At 68.3% G+C, this 18,726-nt stretch carries 12 protein-coding genes; 4 read left to right on the forward strand and 8 right to left on the reverse strand.

Going from position 1 to position 18,726, the window contains the following annotated elements; all coding sequences use genetic code 11:
- Nucleotides 1–190 precede the first annotated feature (190 nt).
- Entirely contained in the window at nt 191–1,489 is a 1,299-nt protein-coding gene (gene waaA / locus AC3WL7_RS11625; protein WP_079223196.1) for a lipid IV(A) 3-deoxy-D-manno-octulosonic acid transferase, read from the reverse strand.
- 60 nt (nt 1,490–1,549) lie between these two features.
- On the opposite strand from waaA, the gene AC3WL7_RS11630 reads away from it, so the two are divergent.
- Nucleotides 1,550–2,467 (forward strand): LpxL/LpxP family Kdo(2)-lipid IV(A) lauroyl/palmitoleoyl acyltransferase, encoded by a 918-nt coding sequence (locus tag AC3WL7_RS11630; RefSeq protein WP_079223198.1) that lies wholly within the window; start codon nt 1,550–1,552, stop codon nt 2,465–2,467.
- Between the two features lie 42 nt (nt 2,468–2,509).
- Here the strand turns inward: AC3WL7_RS11630 and AC3WL7_RS11635 are convergent, their stop codons facing one another.
- From AC3WL7_RS11635 to AC3WL7_RS11655, 5 genes are all read right to left on the reverse strand, one after another.
- A complete protein-coding gene (locus AC3WL7_RS11635) occupies nt 2,510–2,959 on the reverse strand; it encodes an REP-associated tyrosine transposase (protein ID WP_492750361.1) in 450 nt (149 codons plus the stop codon).
- 207 nt (nt 2,960–3,166) lie between these two features.
- Nucleotides 3,167–4,498: an O-antigen ligase family protein gene (locus AC3WL7_RS11640; RefSeq protein ID WP_108760384.1), complete on the reverse strand. Its 1,332-nt coding sequence runs from the start codon at nt 4,496–4,498 to the stop codon at nt 3,167–3,169.
- The gene (locus AC3WL7_RS11645; protein WP_079223203.1) at nt 4,479–5,594 is read right to left on the reverse strand and encodes a glycosyltransferase; all 1,116 of its coding nucleotides are present in this window, start codon (nt 5,592–5,594) and stop codon (nt 4,479–4,481) included. The genes AC3WL7_RS11640 and AC3WL7_RS11645 overlap by 20 nt, the downstream gene beginning before the upstream one ends.
- A gap of 12 nt (nt 5,595–5,606) precedes the next feature.
- The gene (locus tag AC3WL7_RS11650) at nt 5,607–5,804 is read right to left on the reverse strand and encodes a zinc-finger domain-containing protein (RefSeq protein ID WP_079223205.1); all 198 of its coding nucleotides are present in this window, start codon (nt 5,802–5,804) and stop codon (nt 5,607–5,609) included.
- Nucleotides 5,805–5,946: 142 nt separating this feature from the next.
- Nucleotides 5,947–8,688 (reverse strand): TonB-dependent receptor plug domain-containing protein, encoded by a 2,742-nt coding sequence (locus AC3WL7_RS11655; protein WP_492750350.1) that lies wholly within the window; start codon nt 8,686–8,688, stop codon nt 5,947–5,949.
- A 418-nt stretch (nt 8,689–9,106) separates the two neighbouring features.
- Between AC3WL7_RS11655 and AC3WL7_RS11660 the strand changes: the two genes are divergently transcribed.
- Nucleotides 9,107–12,457 carry a GH92 family glycosyl hydrolase gene (locus AC3WL7_RS11660; RefSeq protein ID WP_492750351.1) on the forward strand — a complete coding sequence of 1,117 codons (3,351 nt, stop codon included), beginning with the start codon at nt 9,107–9,109 and terminating at the stop codon, nt 12,455–12,457.
- A gap of 8 nt (nt 12,458–12,465) precedes the next feature.
- A complete protein-coding gene (locus tag AC3WL7_RS11665) occupies nt 12,466–13,179 on the forward strand; it encodes a basic secretory protein-like protein (RefSeq protein ID WP_492750352.1) in 714 nt (237 codons plus the stop codon).
- Between the two features lie 140 nt (nt 13,180–13,319).
- Here the strand turns inward: AC3WL7_RS11665 and AC3WL7_RS11670 are convergent, their stop codons facing one another.
- Nucleotides 13,320–15,611 carry an NADP-dependent malic enzyme gene (locus tag AC3WL7_RS11670; RefSeq protein WP_492750353.1) on the reverse strand — a complete coding sequence of 764 codons (2,292 nt, stop codon included), beginning with the start codon at nt 15,609–15,611 and terminating at the stop codon, nt 13,320–13,322.
- A 228-nt stretch (nt 15,612–15,839) separates the two neighbouring features.
- Nucleotides 15,840–17,183 carry a dicarboxylate/amino acid:cation symporter gene (locus AC3WL7_RS11675; RefSeq protein WP_108769952.1) on the reverse strand — a complete coding sequence of 448 codons (1,344 nt, stop codon included), beginning with the start codon at nt 17,181–17,183 and terminating at the stop codon, nt 15,840–15,842.
- 332 nt (nt 17,184–17,515) lie between these two features.
- On the opposite strand from AC3WL7_RS11675, the gene AC3WL7_RS11680 reads away from it, so the two are divergent.
- Nucleotides 17,516–18,682 carry an OprO/OprP family phosphate-selective porin gene (locus AC3WL7_RS11680; protein ID WP_079223216.1) on the forward strand — a complete coding sequence of 389 codons (1,167 nt, stop codon included), beginning with the start codon at nt 17,516–17,518 and terminating at the stop codon, nt 18,680–18,682.
- The last annotated feature ends 44 nt before the right edge of the window (nt 18,683–18,726 follow it).

Below are 18,726 nucleotides of genomic sequence, written 5' to 3' on the forward strand. Positions count from 1 at the left end.
CAAGCATGGTCGACATCAGGCTGGCAGCCCGGACAACGAGACGGAATCAGAATCGGCCGAACGTGTGCTCCGTTGTGATGGCACGCACGCGAGGCAGCGCCTGACGGCCCGGCTACGACAGTGCGGACGTCATCAAGCAGGCTTGAAATTGTTGAACGCGACAGTGCCTGTGCGGCACCCCGCCCTCGCCTCAGTCGCGCGGTGGCGGCAGGTGCGGGGCGACCAGCGCCAGCGTGCGCTGCAGGGCGCCACGCCCGTTGCTCACCAGGGTGCAGCCGGCCCGCGCCATGTCCTCGCGGGCCTGCGCATCATCAAGCAGGTGCTGCAGCAGGTCGCCCACCGCCTGCACGTCCTCGCCGATCAGCAGCGCCCCGGCCTCGCGCATGCGCCGGGAAATCTCGGCGAAGTTGTGCAGGTGCGGGCCGGTGACCGCCGCCGTGCCCATCGCCGCCGGTTCCAGCAGGTTGTGCCCGCCGATGGCCTGCAGGCTGCCGCCGACGAAGGCGACCTGCGCGCAGCCGTAGAACGGCATCAGTTCGCCCAGCGTGTCGATGACGAACACCTCGGTGCTGGCCCCCGGCCACTGCTGTGCACGGCGCGTGGCCACGCTCCAGCCCTGCTCGCGGGCCAGCGCTTCGACTTTGGGGAAGCGCTCGGGATGGCGCGGCGCCCACAGCAGCAGCAGGTCCGGATGGCGCTCGCGCAGGCGCCGGTGCAGGTCGATCACCGCCTGCTCTTCGCCATCGTGGGTGCTGGCCGCGATCCACACCGGCCGCGTGGCCGGCACCTTCGCGTGGAACTGGGCCACGAACGGCCGCACGTCCGGCGTGGTGATGTCGAACTTCAGGTTGCCCAGCGCCTGCACCTGCTCCGGCGCTGCGCCCAGCTGCACGAAGCGCGCGGCATCGTCATCCGACTGCGCGGCCACGCAGGTGACCGTGCGCAGCGCGCGGCGGATGAGCGCGGCCAGCACCCGGTAGCCACGCAGCGAGCGGGCCGACAGGCGGGCGTTGAGGATGTACACCGGGATGCGGCGGTCACGGCAGCCGAACAGCATGTTCGGCCACAGTTCGGTTTCCAGGATCAGGGCCAGGCTGGGCTGGAAGTGGCCGAGGAAGCGGTTGACGCTGCCCGGCACGTCGTACGGCAGGTAGACGTGGTCCAGCGCGTCGCCCCACAGCGCGCGCACCCGTTCCGAACCGGTCGGGGTGATGGTGGTGATGACCCAGCGGATGTCCGGGCGCTGCTCGCGCAGGGCGTTGACCAGCGGCGCGGCGGCGTTGACCTCGCCCACCGAGACCGCGTGCAGCCAGACCCGCGGCTGGCCGGTTGGCTGCGGGTAGGACGCATAGCGTTCATCCCAGCGCCGGAAGTATTCACGGACCCGGAAGCCGCGCCACACCAGGTGGTACACGGTGATCGGCAGCAGGATGTAGAGCACGGCCGAATACAGGCCGCGCAGGATCCATTCGACAGGGTCTTTACGCATGCAGCAAGGATACGGGAGCCCCCCGGGAAAGACACGCGGCGGGGTTGGTAGAATGGCGGCATGTCCGATGCCTCTACCGCCGTCCGCCCGTCCCTGGCCGATCCCCGCAACTGGCCGATGTTCGCGGCCATGTTCGCCGCGTTCGGCATCGCCCGGCTGCCCTGGATGCTGCAGCGCGCGCTCGGCCGCGGCGTCGGCTGGATCACCTGGCGCACGCTTGGCAGCCGCCGCCGTGCCGCCGAGGTCAACCTCAAGCTGTGCTTCCCCGAGAAGGACGAGGCCTGGCGCAACCGGCTGGTGCGGGACAGCTTCGACGCCCTTGGCGTGGGCATCTTCGAATGCGCGCGTTCGTGGTGGGGCAGCATCGACAGCATCCGCCCGCAGGTGCAGATCGAAGGGCTGGAACACCTCAAGCAGATGCAGGCCGAAGGCCGCGGCGTGCTGCTGGTCTCGGGCCACTTCATGACCTTGGAGATGTGCGGCCGCCTGCTGTGCGACCACGTCGACCTGTCGGGCATGTACCGCAAGCACAAGAACCCGGTGTACGAGTGGGCGGTGAAGTTCGGCCGGCTGCGCTATGCCAAGGCGATGTACGCCAACGAGGATATCCGTGCCACCGTGCGCCACCTGAAGAAGGGCGGTTTCCTGTGGTATGCACCGGACCAGGACATGCGCGGCAAGGACACCGTGTTCGTGCCGTTCTTCGGCCATACCGCTGCCACCATCACCGCCACCCACCAGCTGGCGCGGATGACCGGCTGCGCGGTGATCCCCTACTTCCACCGCCGCGAGGGCGGGAAGTACTTCCTGAAGATCGGCGCGCCGCTGGAGAACTTCCCCAGCGAGGACGTGGAAGCCGATACCACGCGGGTCAACCAGGCCATCGAGCAGATGGTGCGCGAGGCCCCGGACCAGTACCTGTGGATCCACCGGCGCTTCAAGCGCCAGCCGGGCGGCCGCAGCGATTTCTACAAGTAGATCCACGCCATGCGTGGATGATGTCCGGCCGACGCCACCGTTTTACAACGGCCACCGGCACCACGCGTAGGGGTACTCCCCCAACTCGCAGGCCAACCCGGCCCGCACCGGATTGGCCATGATGTACATCGCCTTCTCGTGCAATGACTCGTCGCTGCGCACCGCATGGTCGCGGTACCCGTGCTGCCAGAGTGCGCCGCGCCGGCCCAGCTGCTGGTTCAGCCGACGGCTGCTGCGGGATTTGAGCAGCGACATGCATTCGGCCAGGGTGCCCGTCTGCAGCTCCATCAACCAGTGCAGGTGGTCGGGCATCACCACCCAGGCAAGGCTGTGGCTGATACCGGCGCGCTCGACGAAGCGCAGGGCGTCGACCAGCACCGCGACGCTGGCGGCATCGGCGAAGAACGGTTCACGGCCGTGGGTGGTCGTGGTCAATGAGTACACGATGCCGGTGCTGGAGTGGCGACCGTAGCGGAGTTTTGGGCTGGCCATGGCGCCAGCGTGCAGCAGGTGCGCGAGCACCGGTATTGGAGGCGTGCCCGTATTTGTGTCGGGAAAGCTCCATCCACGCATGGCGTGGATCTACTGCATCGCCCGCGGCAGATCCACGCCACGCGCGGATAAATCCAGTAGATCCACGCCATGCGTGGATGCCCATCCGGCAATCGCAGTAGATCCACGCCATGCGTGGATACGCGATCACACCGCTTTCGGTACGTCGTCCGGTTCGCGGGCCAGCAGGGTGCCGACGAACAGCGCGGCCAGCAGCACCGTCACCCCGCCCCAGAACGCGGAATAGAACGCCAGGTGCGTGTTGAGCGGGAATACGGTGGCGGCCAGCGCCAGCATCGCCGGGCGTGCGCGCTCGCGTGCCGCCGGCGGTGCGAAGCGCCAGGCACGCCAGGCCTGGGCGACGGCAGCCAGCCACAGCAGCAGGCCGAGCACACCGGTTTCGGCGAGGATTTCCAGCACGATCTGATGCGCGTGCAGCGCCGGTTCGGCACCCCATACCGCCGGCCCCTGTTCGTCCACGCACTGCGGGTAGGCATCGCGGAAGCCGCGTGCGCCGACGCCGTTGATGGGGTGCCCGGCAATCATGCAGCCGGCCGCGCTCCAGATGCGGGCGCGCCCGGACAACGCCTGGTCGACGCCATCGGTGCCGCCATCCCAGGCCATCGCGGTACGCGTCACGCGCTCGCGCAGCTGCGGCACGCTGGCGGTCAGCGCTGCCGACGCCAGCAGGCCGGCCAGCGCCAGCAGGCCCAGCCGCTTCCAGCCGAGCTGGCGCACGCCGCTGTAGGCGACGATGACGGCGAAGGTGATCCAGGACGCGCGCGAACCTGCCAGCAGCAGCACGATGGCCAGCGCCGCGCCGGCCAGCAGCCAGCCCGGCGTACCGAAGCGGCGCGCGGCCGGCAGCAGCAGGAACGGCGAGAGACTGGCCAGGACCTGCCCGAACTTGAGGTTGCACGGCCCCAGCGGACCGCTGAGGCGGTCGGCCAGCGCCATCTCCTCGGCCGGGCACAGCGCATGGCCGCTGACCGCCAGCTTGAGCTGCTGCAGCGACCAGAACCATGGGCTGGTGCCCGCCACCGCCTGTACCAGCGCATCCAGCGTCCACAGCGCGGTGATCAGCGCCAGCCCACCGAAGATCAGGCGCCGCCGCTGCGGCGTGGCCACGGCGATCGCCACCAGCCACATGAAAGGCAGGTAGCGCAGGCCGGCGGCGGCCTTGGTCCACGAGGCGGCGGGGTCGATCGCATCGAACGCCGAGAATGCCTGCGGCAGCCAGTAGCCGAGGAACAGGATCGAGGTCAGTGCCCATGCGGCGGGCGTCAGCAGGTGCGGCCGGCGCTGCAGGCGGCGCATGACCATGCGCACCGCGGCGTATACCGCGCCGAGGCCGAGCACGGTCTCGGCGATGCCCGGCAACGGCCACAGGGCCACATAGGCCAGCACCCACCACGGCGCCCAGCGCCCGGCGCGCGCGTCACCCGCGATGGGAGCGGCGTCAGCCTGCAAGGTCGGCATAGAGACGGAGGGTGTCGCGCTGCATGGCCTGCAGGGTAAACGGGATACGGCCCGGCAAGGACGGCGGCTGGGCCAGCAGGGCCAGCGCACGTTCACCCAGCGCCTGGGCATCGCCCAGCGGCACCGCGCCGGCCGGCTGCAGCTGCTGCAGCAGTTCGCCCACGCCGCCATGGTCCCAGCCCAGCACCGGGCGTCCGACCGACAGCGCCTCGACCACGGTACGGCCGAAGGCTTCGGGCTTGTCCGACAGCTGCAGCACCAGATCGCTGGCTGCGTAGGCCTGGGCGATCCGCGCGGTCGGGGGCGTGATCTGCACCGCCTCGGCCACGCCCAGCGCGGCCGCCTGGCGGCGCAGCTCGGCCACGTAGGCTTCACGCCCGGGCTCATCGGTGCCCAGCATCCACAGCTGCGCCGGTACGCCGGCAGCGCGCACGCCGGCCAGCAGCTGCAGGGCATGCGCATGGCCTTTCAGGCGGGTGCCGCGGCCCGGCAGCAGCAGCAGCGGGCCGTCGACCTGGGCCAGCCAGGGGTACTCGGCGGCCAGCGCCAGCCGCGGCCGGCGGTCGGCACGGGCCACGCGCGGGAACTGGCTGGCATCGACGCCGCGCGGAATGACCTGCAGGGCCTGTTCCGGCACCGTCGGATAATGCTGGCGCACGTAGTCGCGCACCGTGCTGGACACGCAGATGACGCGCTCGCCGCTGGTCATGACCGCGCTGTAGCGGCTGGGCGAATTCAACCCATGCACGGTGGTCACCCAGTGCGGGCGCTGCGCGGCGGGCATCGCCCGGATCGCGTACAGGCCCAGCCACGCCGGCAGGCGCGAACGCGCATGCACGATGTCCGCGCCGACCTCGGCGAACAACCGCCGCAGGGTGGGCAGGTGGCGCAGGGTCAGCAGCGATTTGCGGCCGATATCAAGGGTGAGGTGCTCGGCCCCGCTGTCCAGCAGCGGCTGCACCAGGCGGCCACCGGCGGACACCACCAGCGCGCGATGGCCGGCGGCGGCCAGGGCCGCAGCGATTTCAAGGGTCGAGCGCTCGACGCCACCGGAGTGCAGCGCCGGCAGCAACTGCACCACGGTCAGTCGGCGCATCAACGGGCCTGCTTAGTCGGCCAGCACGAAGGTGGAACCGCAGTACGGGCACTGCGCTTCGCCATTGGGCTCGTCTTCGATCGGCAGGTACACGCGCGGATGCGAGTTCCACAGCGCCATTTCCGGGGTCGGGCAGCTCAGCGGCAGGTCGCTGCGGTGCACGGTGTAGCGCTTTTCGGCGTTGGCGGGCGCGGTGGCGGTATGGCTCATGGCGGGTGTCGATGAACGGATTGCGAGGCCTGCGATTCTAGCACCTTGGGGCGGCACCCCGGCCGCCCCCTGCCCTTTGCCCCCGCCGCAGGCGCCTGCCGGGGCCAGCCGCTGGCCGGCCCCGGGGTCCAGGCGCACCGGCTTACTGGAAGTCCAGCGACAGTTCCAGGAAGGCCGAACGGCCGAAGGCGTTGTAGATGCCCTGGTCGTAGTACGGCCAGTTGCCGTTGCTGCGGTCGATCGGCGGCATCTCATCGGTCAGGTTGTTGACCGTCAGCAGCAGGCTGGCCAGATCGTTGATGCGGTAGCCGACGGTGGCGTTCCAGGTGGTCCACGGGCCGATGTTGCGCTGCTCGCCGCGGCTGTCCCAGGAGGGTGCATTGCGTATGCCGAAGGCGCTGGCGGTGAACGGCCCGCGCTTCCAGTTCACCCCCAGCGTGGCGCGGTACTGCAGTTCGTTGGAATTGGCGCAGCACAACTGGTCGTAGACCGGGTCGCCTTCCTTGTCCTGGGTGGTGTGCTTGAGCGGCCGGTAGTAGCCGGCATTGACCGCGAAATCACCCACCGACTGCGTGTTCCAGCGATAGTCCAGCGCCGCCTGCACGCCGTTCTGGCGCTGGCTGGCGATGTTGATCGGATAGGAGAACACCTTGTCCACGCCGTTCGGGTTGAGCGGATCGGTGGCCGGCTTGCGCTGCACCTGGCCCAGCACCTGCTGGCAGGTGGGTGACGTGATGTCGAACTGGGTCTGCCCGTTTTCCGAGACCCCCAGCCGGCAGTTGGCCTCGGTGTCGAGGATGCTGTCGGTACCGAGGATGCGCACTTCGTTCTCGATGACCACCGAGTTGTAATCCACCGACAGCGTCAGGGCGTTGTCCAGCGTCGACCACACCACGCCATAGGTGAAGGTGCGCGCGGTGATGTCCTTCAGGTCGCGGTTGCCGGTGCTGGAGGAGAGCACCGACAGGCCCGACTGGTCGCACTCGTCGAAATTGTCGGAGGTGTAGCCGGCCTGCCGGCATTGGTAGAGATCGGTGTTGGTGGTGTAGCCACTGCTTTCGCGCGAGAACAGGTAGAACATGTCCGGCGAGCGGAACGCGGTGGCGTAGCTGCCGCGCAGCAGCAGCGATTCGATCGGCCGGTACTCCAGGCCCAGCTTCCAGGTGGCCTTGCCGTTGCCACCGCCGCCCTGCAGGGCGTACTTGTCGTAGCGGCCGGACAGGTTGGCGCTGAACGTATCGAAGATCGGCACCTGCAGTTCTGCACCCAGCGCGTACAGGTCACGCTGGCCCTGCGCCGACGTGCCGGCGGTCTGCCCGCGGAACAGCACGCCCGCATTCGGATCGGCCGACTGGTTGAAGAACTTCTCGCGCTGGCCCTGCGCGATCAGCGCGAAGCCGACGTCGCCGGCCGGCAGGGTGAACAGCGAGCGATCGGTCAGCAGCGCCGTCACTGCCGTGCGCGAGGCACTGGAAGCAGCACGGTTGAGGCCGCTGAAGCTGTCGTACTGGTCGCGGTTGATCGGCTGGTACAGGCGCGACAGGTCCGGCGCGTAGACCTCGTAGCCATCCTGCATGCCCAGCATCGGCCCCAGGTAGTAATCGTCCACGCCGTTGCGGGCGAGGAAGTCCGTGGATTTGCGGGTGACATCGGTGCTGGAGCGGTTGACGTAGACGTCGTAGTCGAAGCCACCGAGCACGCCGCGCACGCCGGCGGTGACATTCAGCGAGCGCGTGTAGACACGCTGGTCCTTGGCATCCAGGCCGACTTCCTCCGGCGCATAGATGCGCTGCCACTGTTCGTACTGGCCACTGGTCTGGTTGTAGAAGGTCTTGTTCCAGAACGGGCTGCCACCGCTGTAGGTCGGCCGGCCGAAGCCGAACAGGACGTCCGCGTACAGCTCGGTATCCGGGCTGACGTGGTAGCGCAGGAAGGTGGTGGCGTTGACGTCCTGGCTGGAGTTGTACAGCGAGGCGGTGCCGACGTTGTCGGGGGTGCCGCAGTAGTAGCCACCGCCGGAAATATCACGGTGCGCGTACACGGTGCTGCCACCGAACAGGTCCGACAGGGGCGCGCAGGTGGCTGCGCCCGGATCGATGTAGGCATTGGGCCCCATGCGCATGCGCAGGAAGCTGCGCGACGGATCCTGCGGGCCGGTCGGGTTGTCGTTGACGCTGTCGATGCGGCTGCGGTCGAAGGCGTAGATCGCCTTCTGGTTGGTGTATTCCAGCCCGTAGCTGATATCGAGGTTGCCGAAGGTCTGGCCGCTGCTGGCGCTGAAGCGCTGGCTGGAACCACCGCCCTGGCTGTAGCCGCCGACGCGGTAGCGCAGGTGGGTGCCTTCCACGCGGTCCTTCAGCACGATGTTGACCACGCCGGCAATGGCCGAGGAGCCGTACACCGACGACTGGCCACCGGTGAGCACGTCGATGCGCTCGACCATGCCCAGCGGGATGTTGGCGATGTCGGCGATGCTGGTGTTGCCGTTGTACGCCAGCGGATAGCTGTTGATCGGCCGCCCGTTGATGAGGGTGAGGGTGTAGCTGGGATCCAGGCCGAACAGGCTGATGGTCTTGGCGCCCGGGGTGTAGAACCCGGTGCCCTGCGAGTCCTGCACGGAACCATTCGACACCGGCAGCGAGCGCAGCGCGTCGAACACGGTGGTGAACCCCTGCGCCTGGATCTGCTCGGCGGTGATGGTGGTGACCGGCGAGGGGCCCTCCACCTGTGCGCGGGGGATGAGCGAGCCGGTGACCTTGACCGCATCCAGGTCGCGGGTGCGCGGCGGATCGGCGCCCTCCCCCTGCGGAGCGGACTGGGCCTGTACGGCAAGCGGCGACAACAGCAACGACGACATCAACAACGACAACAACCGGGGTTTCATCAAGCTCTCTCCAGAGGCGGATGACGGTCCAGCCGGTGGGGGGCGGACGGGAAGGTCGTGGATGGACGGCAGTGGCGGGTAACAGCGGGACGGCAACAGCGCCGGCCCGGATCAGGACATGCGGGGCATTCCGGTACAGGGGGTGAGCTGCGCACTTTTAAATCGATCCAAGGTCACCTGTCAATAATTTGAAATGAAACGGTTTTGCCGGATTTGGATCGAACTAATTGCACTTGTCAGGGGGCAACGGGCTGAGGCAGGATCGGGACGATTCCGACCCTGACCCGATCGCACGGCCCGACCCCCACCGGACCGGCATCGCCCCTTTCCACTGCCCCCTGGGCGGCGGGCGCGATGCTGTCCGTGGTGCGTGCCGATGCGGGTTCTGCCTGCCGCCTGCCCTACCGGGAGACCCTGCATGACCCTGTCCGATCCGCGCCGCGCCCTGCTTCCGCTTGCCCTCGCCCTGGCCTGCGCCACCCCCGCCCTGCCCGCACTGGCGCAGGGCCTGCAGACCTCGTTCGAAGCGGGTGAGCCGGCACCGGCCAAGGCTGGCGGCACCCTGCAGGTGCAGATCGGCAACGGCCCGGCCAAGCCCTATGCCGCCAAGCCCAACGTCGGCTACAGCGGCCTGCGCGCCCTGCACTACCAGGCCGCCGGTGGCAGCGCGCGGCGCGAGCTGTTCAGCACCGACCTGGCCATCGATGCCGATACCACTCTGTCCTGGCTGGTGCTGCCGGAGATCGTCGGCAAGGACACCGTGGCCTCCACCCATGTCTCGCTGGACCTGCGCCTGGACGATGGCAGCCGCGTTTCCGCCAGCAGCGCGCGCGACCAGCACGGCATCGCGCTGGGCGCACGCGCGCAGGGCGAATCGAAGACGCTGTACCCGCAGCAGTGGGCACGCAAGGCGGTGCGCCTGGGCGATGTGCCGGCGCTGCGCGGCCGCCGCGTGGTCGCCATCGAACTGGAGGTGGCCAGCGCCGACGGCGCGCCGGTGTCCGGCTGGATCGACGACGTGCGCCTGGATGCACAACCGCGCACCGTGCCGCAGCGGGTTTCGGACTGGGTGTTGACCACCCGCGGCACCCAGGCCAACGGCACTTTCTCGCGCGGCAACAACTTCCCGGCCACCGCGGTACCGCACGGCTTCAACTTCTGGACGCCGGTGACCGATGCCGGTGCACTGAACTGGCTGTACCGCTGGAACGAGCAGAACGACGCGAAGAACCGCCCGCAGCTGCAGGCACTGGCACTGAGCCACCAGCCCAGCCCGTGGATGGGCGACCGCCAGACCTTCCAGGTGATGCCTTCGGCCAGCCGCGGCGTGCCCGAGGCCGACCGTGGCAAGCGCGCGCTGTCCTTCGACCGCGGCCATGAAAGCGCGCGGCCTTACCGCTACGACGTGCGCTTCGACAACGGCATCGCCGCATCCATCGCGCCGACCGACCATGCCGCACTGTTCCACTTCGCCTTCCCCGAGGGCGGTGATGCCAACCTGCTGTTCGACAACGTCGATGCACGTGGCGGCCTGACCCTGGATGCAGCCACGCAGACCCTCAGCGGCTACACCGACACCCGCAGCGGGCTGTCCAACGGTGCGACCCGCATGTACGTGGTCGCCCGCTTCGACAAGCCGTGGCGCAGCAGCGGCCGCATCGACACCGGCCGCCCCACCGGCTACATCAAGTTCGATGCAGGCAGCGACCGCCAGGTGACCATGCGCATCGCCACCTCGCTGATCTCGGTCGAGCAGGCGCGGCACAACCTGGACCTGGAAATCGCCGCCGCCGACACGCTCGACAGCGTGGCCGGCCGCGCGCAGGACGCCTGGGACGCACGCCTGGCCCGCTTCGACATCGGCAATGCCAGCGACGATGCCAAGACCACGCTGTATTCCAGCCTCTACCGCCTGTACCTGTACCCCAATTCCGGCCACGAGAATGCGGGCACCGCCGCCGCGCCCGACTGGCGCTATGCCAGCCAGGCCAGCGCCGAGGACAACAACACCGACGGCAGCGCCACCCGCAGCTTCGCGCCGGTGCGCGACGGCCAGGTGTACGTCAACAATGGCTTCTGGGACACCTTCCGCACCACGTGGCCGGCGTATGCGCTGTTCACCCCGGACGATGCCGGCAAGCTGGTGCAGGGCTTCATCGAGCAGTACCGCGCGGGCGGCTGGATCGCGCGCTGGTCCTCGCCGGGCTATGCGGACCTGATGGTCGGCACCAGCTCGGACGTGGCCTTCGCCGATGCCTGGCTGAAGGGCATCGGTGGCTTCGACCCGGCCGAGGCCTATGCCGCCGCGCTGAAGAACGCCACCGTGGTGCCGCCGGATCGCCATGTCGGCCGCAAGGGCATGGACCGTTCGACGTTCCGCGGCTACGCCAGCGCCGACGTGCATGAAGGCATGTCGTGGACGATGGAAGGCGCGTTGAACGACTTCGGCATCGCCAACATGGCCGAGGCCCTGGCCAAGCGCGCGACCAGCAAGGCCGCCCGCGAGCGCTACACCACCGAGGCCGAGTACTTCCGCTACCGCGCGGCCGGCTATTCGACCCTGTTCGACCCGGCCGCCGGTTTCTTCCAGGGCCGCAAGGCCGATGGCAGCTGGCGCCTGGATGCCAAGGCCTACGACCCGCGCGTGTGGGGCTACGACTACACCGAATCCAATGGCTGGACGTTCGCGTTCACCGCCGCGCACGACGGCGAAGGCCTGGCCGCGCTGTACGGCGGCCGCGACAAGCTGGCGGCCAAGCTGGACACCTTCTTCTCGACCCCGGAAACCGCCGACCCGGCGCTGGCCGGCTCCTACGGCGGCACCATCCACGAAATGACCGAGGCGCGTGATGTGCGCATGGGCATGTACGCGCACAGCAACCAGCCGGCGCACCACATCCCGTGGATGTACCTGTACGCCGGGCAGCCGTGGAAGACCCAGCAGCACGTGCGCGAGATCCTGTCGCGCCTCTATGTCGGCAGCGAGATCGGCCAGGGCTACCCGGGCGATGAAGACAACGGCGAGACCTCGGCCTGGTACGTGCTGGCCTCGCTGGGCCTGTACCCGCTGCGCATGGGCGCGCCGGAGTACGTGATCGGCTCGCCGGCGTTCGAGCACGCCCGGGTGGAACTGCAGGGCGGCGCGGTGCTGACCGTCAACGCGGCCAACAACTCGGCGCAGAACGTCTACGTGCAGTCGCTGAAGATCAACGGCAAGCCGTGGACGAAGACCTGGGTGCCGCACGAGGTGATCGCCAAGGGCGCGACGCTGGACTTCGTGATGGGCCCGCAGCCATCGCGCTGGGGCAGCGGTGCCGACGATGTGCCGCGTTCGTTGACCGCGCCCGGCCAGCGCCCGCAGATGCTGCATGACCTGCTCGGCAACGGTGCCCGTGCGGCGCTGGCCGATGGCCGTGCCGTGCCGGCGCTGCTGGACGACGATGCGACCACGGCCGTGCCGCTGGGCGCCGGTGCCACCATTGCACTGAGCGCGGTGGGCGATGGCGCGCCGACGATGTACACGCTGACCAGCGGCGACGGTGCGATCCGTGGCGGCAGCTGGACCCTGGAAGCGCGCAGCAATGGCGGCGCGTGGGTCGTGCTGGACGAACGCAGTGGCGAGACCTTCGACTCGCCCCGACAGACCCGTCCGTTCCGCATCGCCACGCCTGCCCGGCATGCCGAGTACCGCCTGCGCCTCGGCGCGCCGGGACGCCTGGCCCTGGCCGAGATCGAACTGCTCGCCCCCGCTTCCACCCTGGCCCGTTGAGGAAACCGATGACTGCGTTCCGACTGCTGCTGTCCGCCACCGCCCTGTCTGCCGCCCTCGCCAGCATGCCTGCGCATGCCCTGGAGACCACCGAGATGCGCCAGGGCGTGACCCTGCACTACACCGACGCCACCGATGCGCTGGATGCACCGATGCGCGCGCGCATCATCGAGACCTTCTTCTCGGCCTACCTGCGCGAGCGGGCGGATTTCCATCCGGCCGCGCCCAGCCGGGTCGGCATCGTCATCGACCCCGGCTACGACGGCGTGGCCTATGTGGGGGACAAGGAGAAAGCGGCCACCATCACCATCAACCCCGGCTGGCTGGCCAAGCATCCAGCTGACCTGGACCTGGTGACGCACGAAGCGATGCACATCGTGCAGGGCTATCCCAGCTACGGCGACCAGCAGGTGCCGGGCTGGCTGGTGGAAGGCATCGCTGATTACGCGCGCGACCACTACGGCATGGGCAATGCCGCCGCCGGCTGGGCGTTGCCGCAGAAGGTCGGCGCCGGCCAGACCGTGGAAAGCGGCTACCGGGTGACCGGCGCGTTCCTGAAGTGGGCCGAGGGTGGACACCCCGGCCTGGTGCTGGCGCTGGACAAGGCGCTGCGTGCCGGCCAGTACACCCCGGCGCTGTGGCAGACGCACACCGGCAAGGCACTGCCTGCGCTGTGGAGCGCGTACGCCGGGCCGCGAATGGATGCGCCGACGGCCCGGTAGAGCCGGCCGCTGGCCGGCTGCTGCGGATCATTTGAACGGCGCGGAATGCCGGCCAGCGGCCGGCTCTACCCTTTCCGCCAGGCGGAAACAGAAACGCGCCCCGTAGGGCGCGTTTCTGCTGCGGTCGCGGGAACGAGGGCTTACGCCTTCTTTTCCGCTTCCAGCTGCTTGCGGATCTGCGCATCCACCGCGGCGATCGCGGTCATGTTCAGTACGCGGCGCGAGGTCGCGCTGGTGGTGAGGATATGCACCGGCTTGTTCACGCCCATCAGGATCGGACCAATCGCCACGCCGTCGGTGAACACGCGCACCAGGTTGTAGGCGATGTTGGCCGCTTCCAGGTTCGGCAGCACGAACAGGTTGGCACGGCCCTGCAGGGTCGAGCCCGGCAGCAGCTTCTGGCGCAGGGCTTCATCCCATGCGGTGTCGCCCTGCATTTCGCCGTCCACGTTCAGGCGCGGGTTGCGCTTGAGCAACATCTCGCGCACCTGGCGCATCTTCAGCGCGTCCTTCGAATCGTGGCTGCCGAAGTTGGAGTGCGACAGCAGCGCCACCTTCGGCTCGATGCCGAACAGCTTCATGCGGTAGGCGGCCTGCAGGGTCGCCTCGCACAGCTGCTCGGCGGTCGGGTCTTCCTGCACGTGGGTGTCCACGAAGAAGAACACGCCCTGCTGGTTGATCACGCCGGTCATGGCCGAAGTCGAGGTGACCTTCGATTCCAGCGGCAGCACGCTGCGCACGTAGCCCAGCTTCTTGTGGAAGCGGCCGACGATGCCGGTCAGCATCGCATCGGCTTCGCCACGGGCCACCATCACGGCGGCGATCAGGGTCGGGCGCGAACGCATCAGGTTCTTCGCGGCGGCCACGGTCACGCCGCGGCGGCCGGTCAGGCCGTGGTAGTACTGCCAGTATTCGTTGAAGCGCGGGTCGTCATTGATGTTGGTGACTTCAATGTTCTCGCCCACCTTCAGTCGCAGGCCGAGACGCTCGATGCGCGATTCGATGACGTCCGGGCGGCCGATCAGGATCGGGTGCGCCAGGCCTTCGTCGACCACGTTCTGCACTGCCTGCAGCACCACTTCTTCTTCGCCCTCGGCGTAGACCACGCGCTGCTTGTCGCTGCGCGCGCGGTCGTAGACCGGCTTCATCATCAGGCTGGTGCGGTAGACGAACTGGGCCAGCTTGTCGCGGTAGGCGCCCATGTCGGCGATCGGACGGGCGGCCACGCCCGAATCCATCGCGGCCTGGGCCACGGCGGCCGACAGCTCCACCAGCAGGCGGCGGTCGAACGGACGCGGGATCAGGTATTCACGACCGAAGCTCGGGGTATCACCGCCATAGGCCGAGCCCATGTCGGTGGCCGCACGGCGGGCCAGCGCGGCGATGGCGCGCACGCAGGCGATCTTCATTTCCTCGTTGATCGCGGTGGCGCCGACGTCCAGCGCGCCGCGGAACAGGTACGGGAAGCACAGCACGTTGTTGACCTGGTTCGGGTAATCCGAACGGCCGGTGCCGATGATCGCGTCCGGACGGGCGGCGCGCGCCAGTTCCGGCATGATTTCCGGGGTCGGGTTGGCCAGGGCGAAGATCACCGGATCCGGTGCCATCGTCTTGACCATCTCGGCGGTCAGGATGCCCGGGGCCGACAGGCCCAGGAAGATGTCCGCGCCGTCGACGATCTCGGACAGGGTGCGCTTGTCGGTGTCGCGCGCATAGCGCTGCTTTTCCGGGTCAAGGTCGGTACGGCCGGTGTGGATGACACCCTCGCGGTCGAAGGCCAGGATGTTCTCCGGCTTCAGGCCCAGCTGCACCAGCATGTTCACGCAGGAAATGCCGGCGGCGCCCATGCCCGTGGTCGCCAGCTTCACTTCCTCGATCTTCTTGCCGGTGATGGCCATGGCGTTGAGCACCGCTGCGCCGACGATGATCGCCGTGCCGTGCTGGTCGTCATGGAACACCGGGATCTTCATGCGCTCGCGCAGCTTGCGCTCGACCACGAAGCATTCCGGGGCCTTGATGTCTTCCAGGTTGATGCCGCCGAAGGTCGGCTCCAGCGAGGCGATGATGTCGACCAGCTTGTCCGGGTCGGTCTCGTCCACTTCGATGTCGAACACATCGATGCCGGCGAACTTCTGGAACAGCACGCCCTTGCCTTCCATGACCGGCTTGCCGGCGAGCGCGCCGATGTTGCCCAGGCCCAGCACCGCGGTGCCGTTGGAAATGACCGCCACCAGGTTGCCGCGCGCGGTCAGCTCGCTGGCCTGCTGCGGGTCCGCCTTGATCGCTTCACAGGCGTACGCAACGCCCGGCGAATACGCCAGCGACAGGTCGCGCTGGGTCAGCATGGGCTTGGTTGCAGAGACCTTGATCTTGCCCGGCGGGGACATCCGGTGGTAATCGAGGGCGGCCTGTTTGAAATCTTCGTTGGACATCGACTTGGATTAATGAATGGGCAAGGGGGACAGGGGATGATACCCCCGTTGGAGGGCCTGGACCTGTCGCTATCCTGTCGCAACCATGCTGCGATCGCACAATTCCGTGCCGTATGCGACGGGTCCGGGGACCAGCTTCGGCGTTGCCCATGACAGCCATGGGTCGCCTTGAAACGTTGCGGGGCCGCGCCACTCACGTGACCGGCCCCGCGGTGCCACACACCTGTGTCAGCCCTTGGCGGGCAGTGCCTCCGGCACGGCATCGACCGGCGGCGGCAGCTCGCTCTCGCGGCCGTCCAGCGCCAGCTTCAGGCGGTCACGGTCCAGCGCGCCTTCCCAGCGCGAGACCACCACCGTGGCCACCGCATTGCCGATGAAGTTGGTCAGCGAGCGGCATTCGCTCATGAAGCGGTCCACGCCGAGGATCAGCGCCATGCCGGCCACCGGCACTTCCGGCACCACGGCCAGGGTGGCGGCCAGGGTGATGAAGCCGGCACCGGTGACACCGGCCGCGCCCTTGGAGCTGAGCATGGCGACCAGCAGCAGGGCGATCTGGTGGCCCAGGGTCAGTTCGGTGTTGGTGGCCTGGGCGATGAACAGCGCCGCCAGGGTCATGTAGATGTTGGTGCCGTCCAGGTTGAACGAGTAGCCGGTGGGGACCACCAGGCCGACCACCGACTTGCTGCAGCCGGCGCGTTCCATCTTCTCCATCAGCGACGGCAGCGCCGATTCGGAGGACGAGGTACCCAGCACCAGCAGCAGTTCGGCCTTCAGGTAGCGGGCCAGCTTGAACACCGAGAACCCGCACAGGCGGCAGACCACGCCCAGGATGACGGCCACGAACAGGAAGGCGGTGAGGTAGAACGAACCCACCAGCCAGGCCAGGTTGATCAGCGAGCCCACGCCATACTTGCCGATGGTGAAGGCGATGGCACCGAAGGCACCGATCGGGGCGGCCTTCATCAGGATGTGCACCAGCTTGAACACCGGGGCAACCAGCGCCTCCAGGAAGTTCACGATCGGCTTGCCCTTCTCACCCACCGAAGCCAGCGCGATGCCGAACAGCACGGCCACGAACAGCACCTGGAGGATGTTGCCATCGACGAAGGCGCTGATCAGCGTCTTCGGGATGACGTCCATCAGGAAGCCGACCAGGGTCAGGTCATGCGACTTCTCGACGTAGCTGTGGACCGCGGTCTGGTCCAGCTCGGCCGGGTTGATGTTCATGCCTGCGCCGGGCTGCACGACGTGCGCCACGATCATGCCCACGATCAGGGCCAGGGTGGAGAAGAACAGGAAGTACGCCATCGCCTTGGCGAAGACGCGGCCCACCGTGCGCAGGTGGGTCATGCCGGAGATGCCGGTGACGATGGTCAGGAAGATCACCGGCGCGATGATCATCTTCACCAGGTTGATGAAGGCATCGCCCAGCGGCTTCATCTTCTCGCCGATCAACGGCTCGTAGTGGCCGAGGACGGCGCCCAGGATGATCGCCACGATCACCTGGAAGTACAGCTGGCGGTAGAGCGGCAACGGCTTGCTGGGCACCGGTGCAGTGGTCGGGATGTGCATGACGGACTCCGGAAGGGGAGAGTTCTGGCGCGAACGGCCCCTGATGGCACAGGGACCGCCTCCGTGGATCTGGCCGCAGGCCCGGCACGGCGTGTGCGGAGGTGCGACCAATGGACGCCTTTGTACGCGCCGGGCACGCCAGCGCAGATAACCTATTGGTACTAGCCCCCCGGTTCAGGTGGCGCGGGTGCCTACACTGGCGCCATACCGCCTGTCCCGGGCACGGCCGCCGGCCCGACCTGAACGATCGGGCGCCCCCCTGCGAAAGTTCCGGCCATTGCGGCCGTTGTTGTCCTGTCCACACGCATTCCGAGAGAGAGAGCCGCACCACCATGCGCCCGATTCCGACCCTGCTGGCCCTGTCGCTGGCCACCCTGCCCGCCTTCGCTTCCGCCGCCGATTTCGACAACTGGCCGACCAAGTACGCCTTCAGCGACGGTACCGAGCTGGCTGCCACCGCCAACATCGCCTACGACTACAACGACTTTTCCTCGGCCAGCGGCATCGAAGACGATGACGCGGTGCGTCGCAAGGAATTCGGCGCGACCCTGAAGAAGAAGGGCGTGTACGACGCGATGGTCTACTACGATTTCCAGGCCGACACCTGGCTGGACGTGTTCGTGCGTTTCGAGAGCAAGGCCTTCTTCGGCCGTGACGTCGGCCGCTTCCGCTTCGGCTACATGAAGACCCCGGTCGGCCTGGACGCCAACACCTCCTCGCGCGCCGGCAGCTTCCTGGAAACCGCGCTGCCCGTGCAGGCCTTCTACGCAGGCCGCCGCACCGGCGTGGAATGGGTGCTGGAACGCCCGCAGTACCTGCTGCAGGCCGGCGCTTACGGCGGCAAGGACCTGCAGGGTGACAACCCGGGCACCACCCAGGCCGTGCGCGCGGTCTGGACCCCGGTGAAGGCACCGGGCGATGTGGTCCACCTGGGCCTGGCCTATTCGCAGGAAAACCCGCGCGGCTACAGCGACGGCCGCGACGTGCACCACGAAGCCAGCGCCCGCCTGCGCGCGCGCCCGGAAGCCGGCCTGACCGACATCCGCCTGGTCGACTCCGGCGCCTTGGTCACCGCCGACCAGATCCGCCGCACCGGCCTGGAAGGCATCTGGATCCGCGGCCCGTTCTCGCTGCAGGCCGAAGCCCTGCAGGCGACGGTGACCCGCAAGGGCCTGCCCGACTACACCGGCAATGGCGAGTACGCCATGGCCAGCTGGGTGCTGACCGGCGAATCGCGCCCGTACAACGCCGGCGCGGTGGCCAACATCAAGCCGGCCCACAGCTACGGCGCGGTCGAGCTGCTGGCCCGCTACAGCCGCCTGGACCTGGACGATGGCAGCATCCTCGGCGGCCGCCAGCACGACCTGACCGTGGGCGCCAACTGGTACCTGACCAGCCACTTCAAGTTCCAGGCGAACTACGTGAAGGTCGATGCCAGCCGCCGTGGCGTGCACAGCACCCCGGAAATCTTCGAACTGCGCGCGCAGATGCACTTCTGATCCCTTCCACGGACCAGAAACCGGCGGGCGTGCATGCCACGCCC

The sequence above is a fragment of the Stenotrophomonas sp. FW305-3-2-15-E-LB1 genome, from assembly GCF_058787375.1.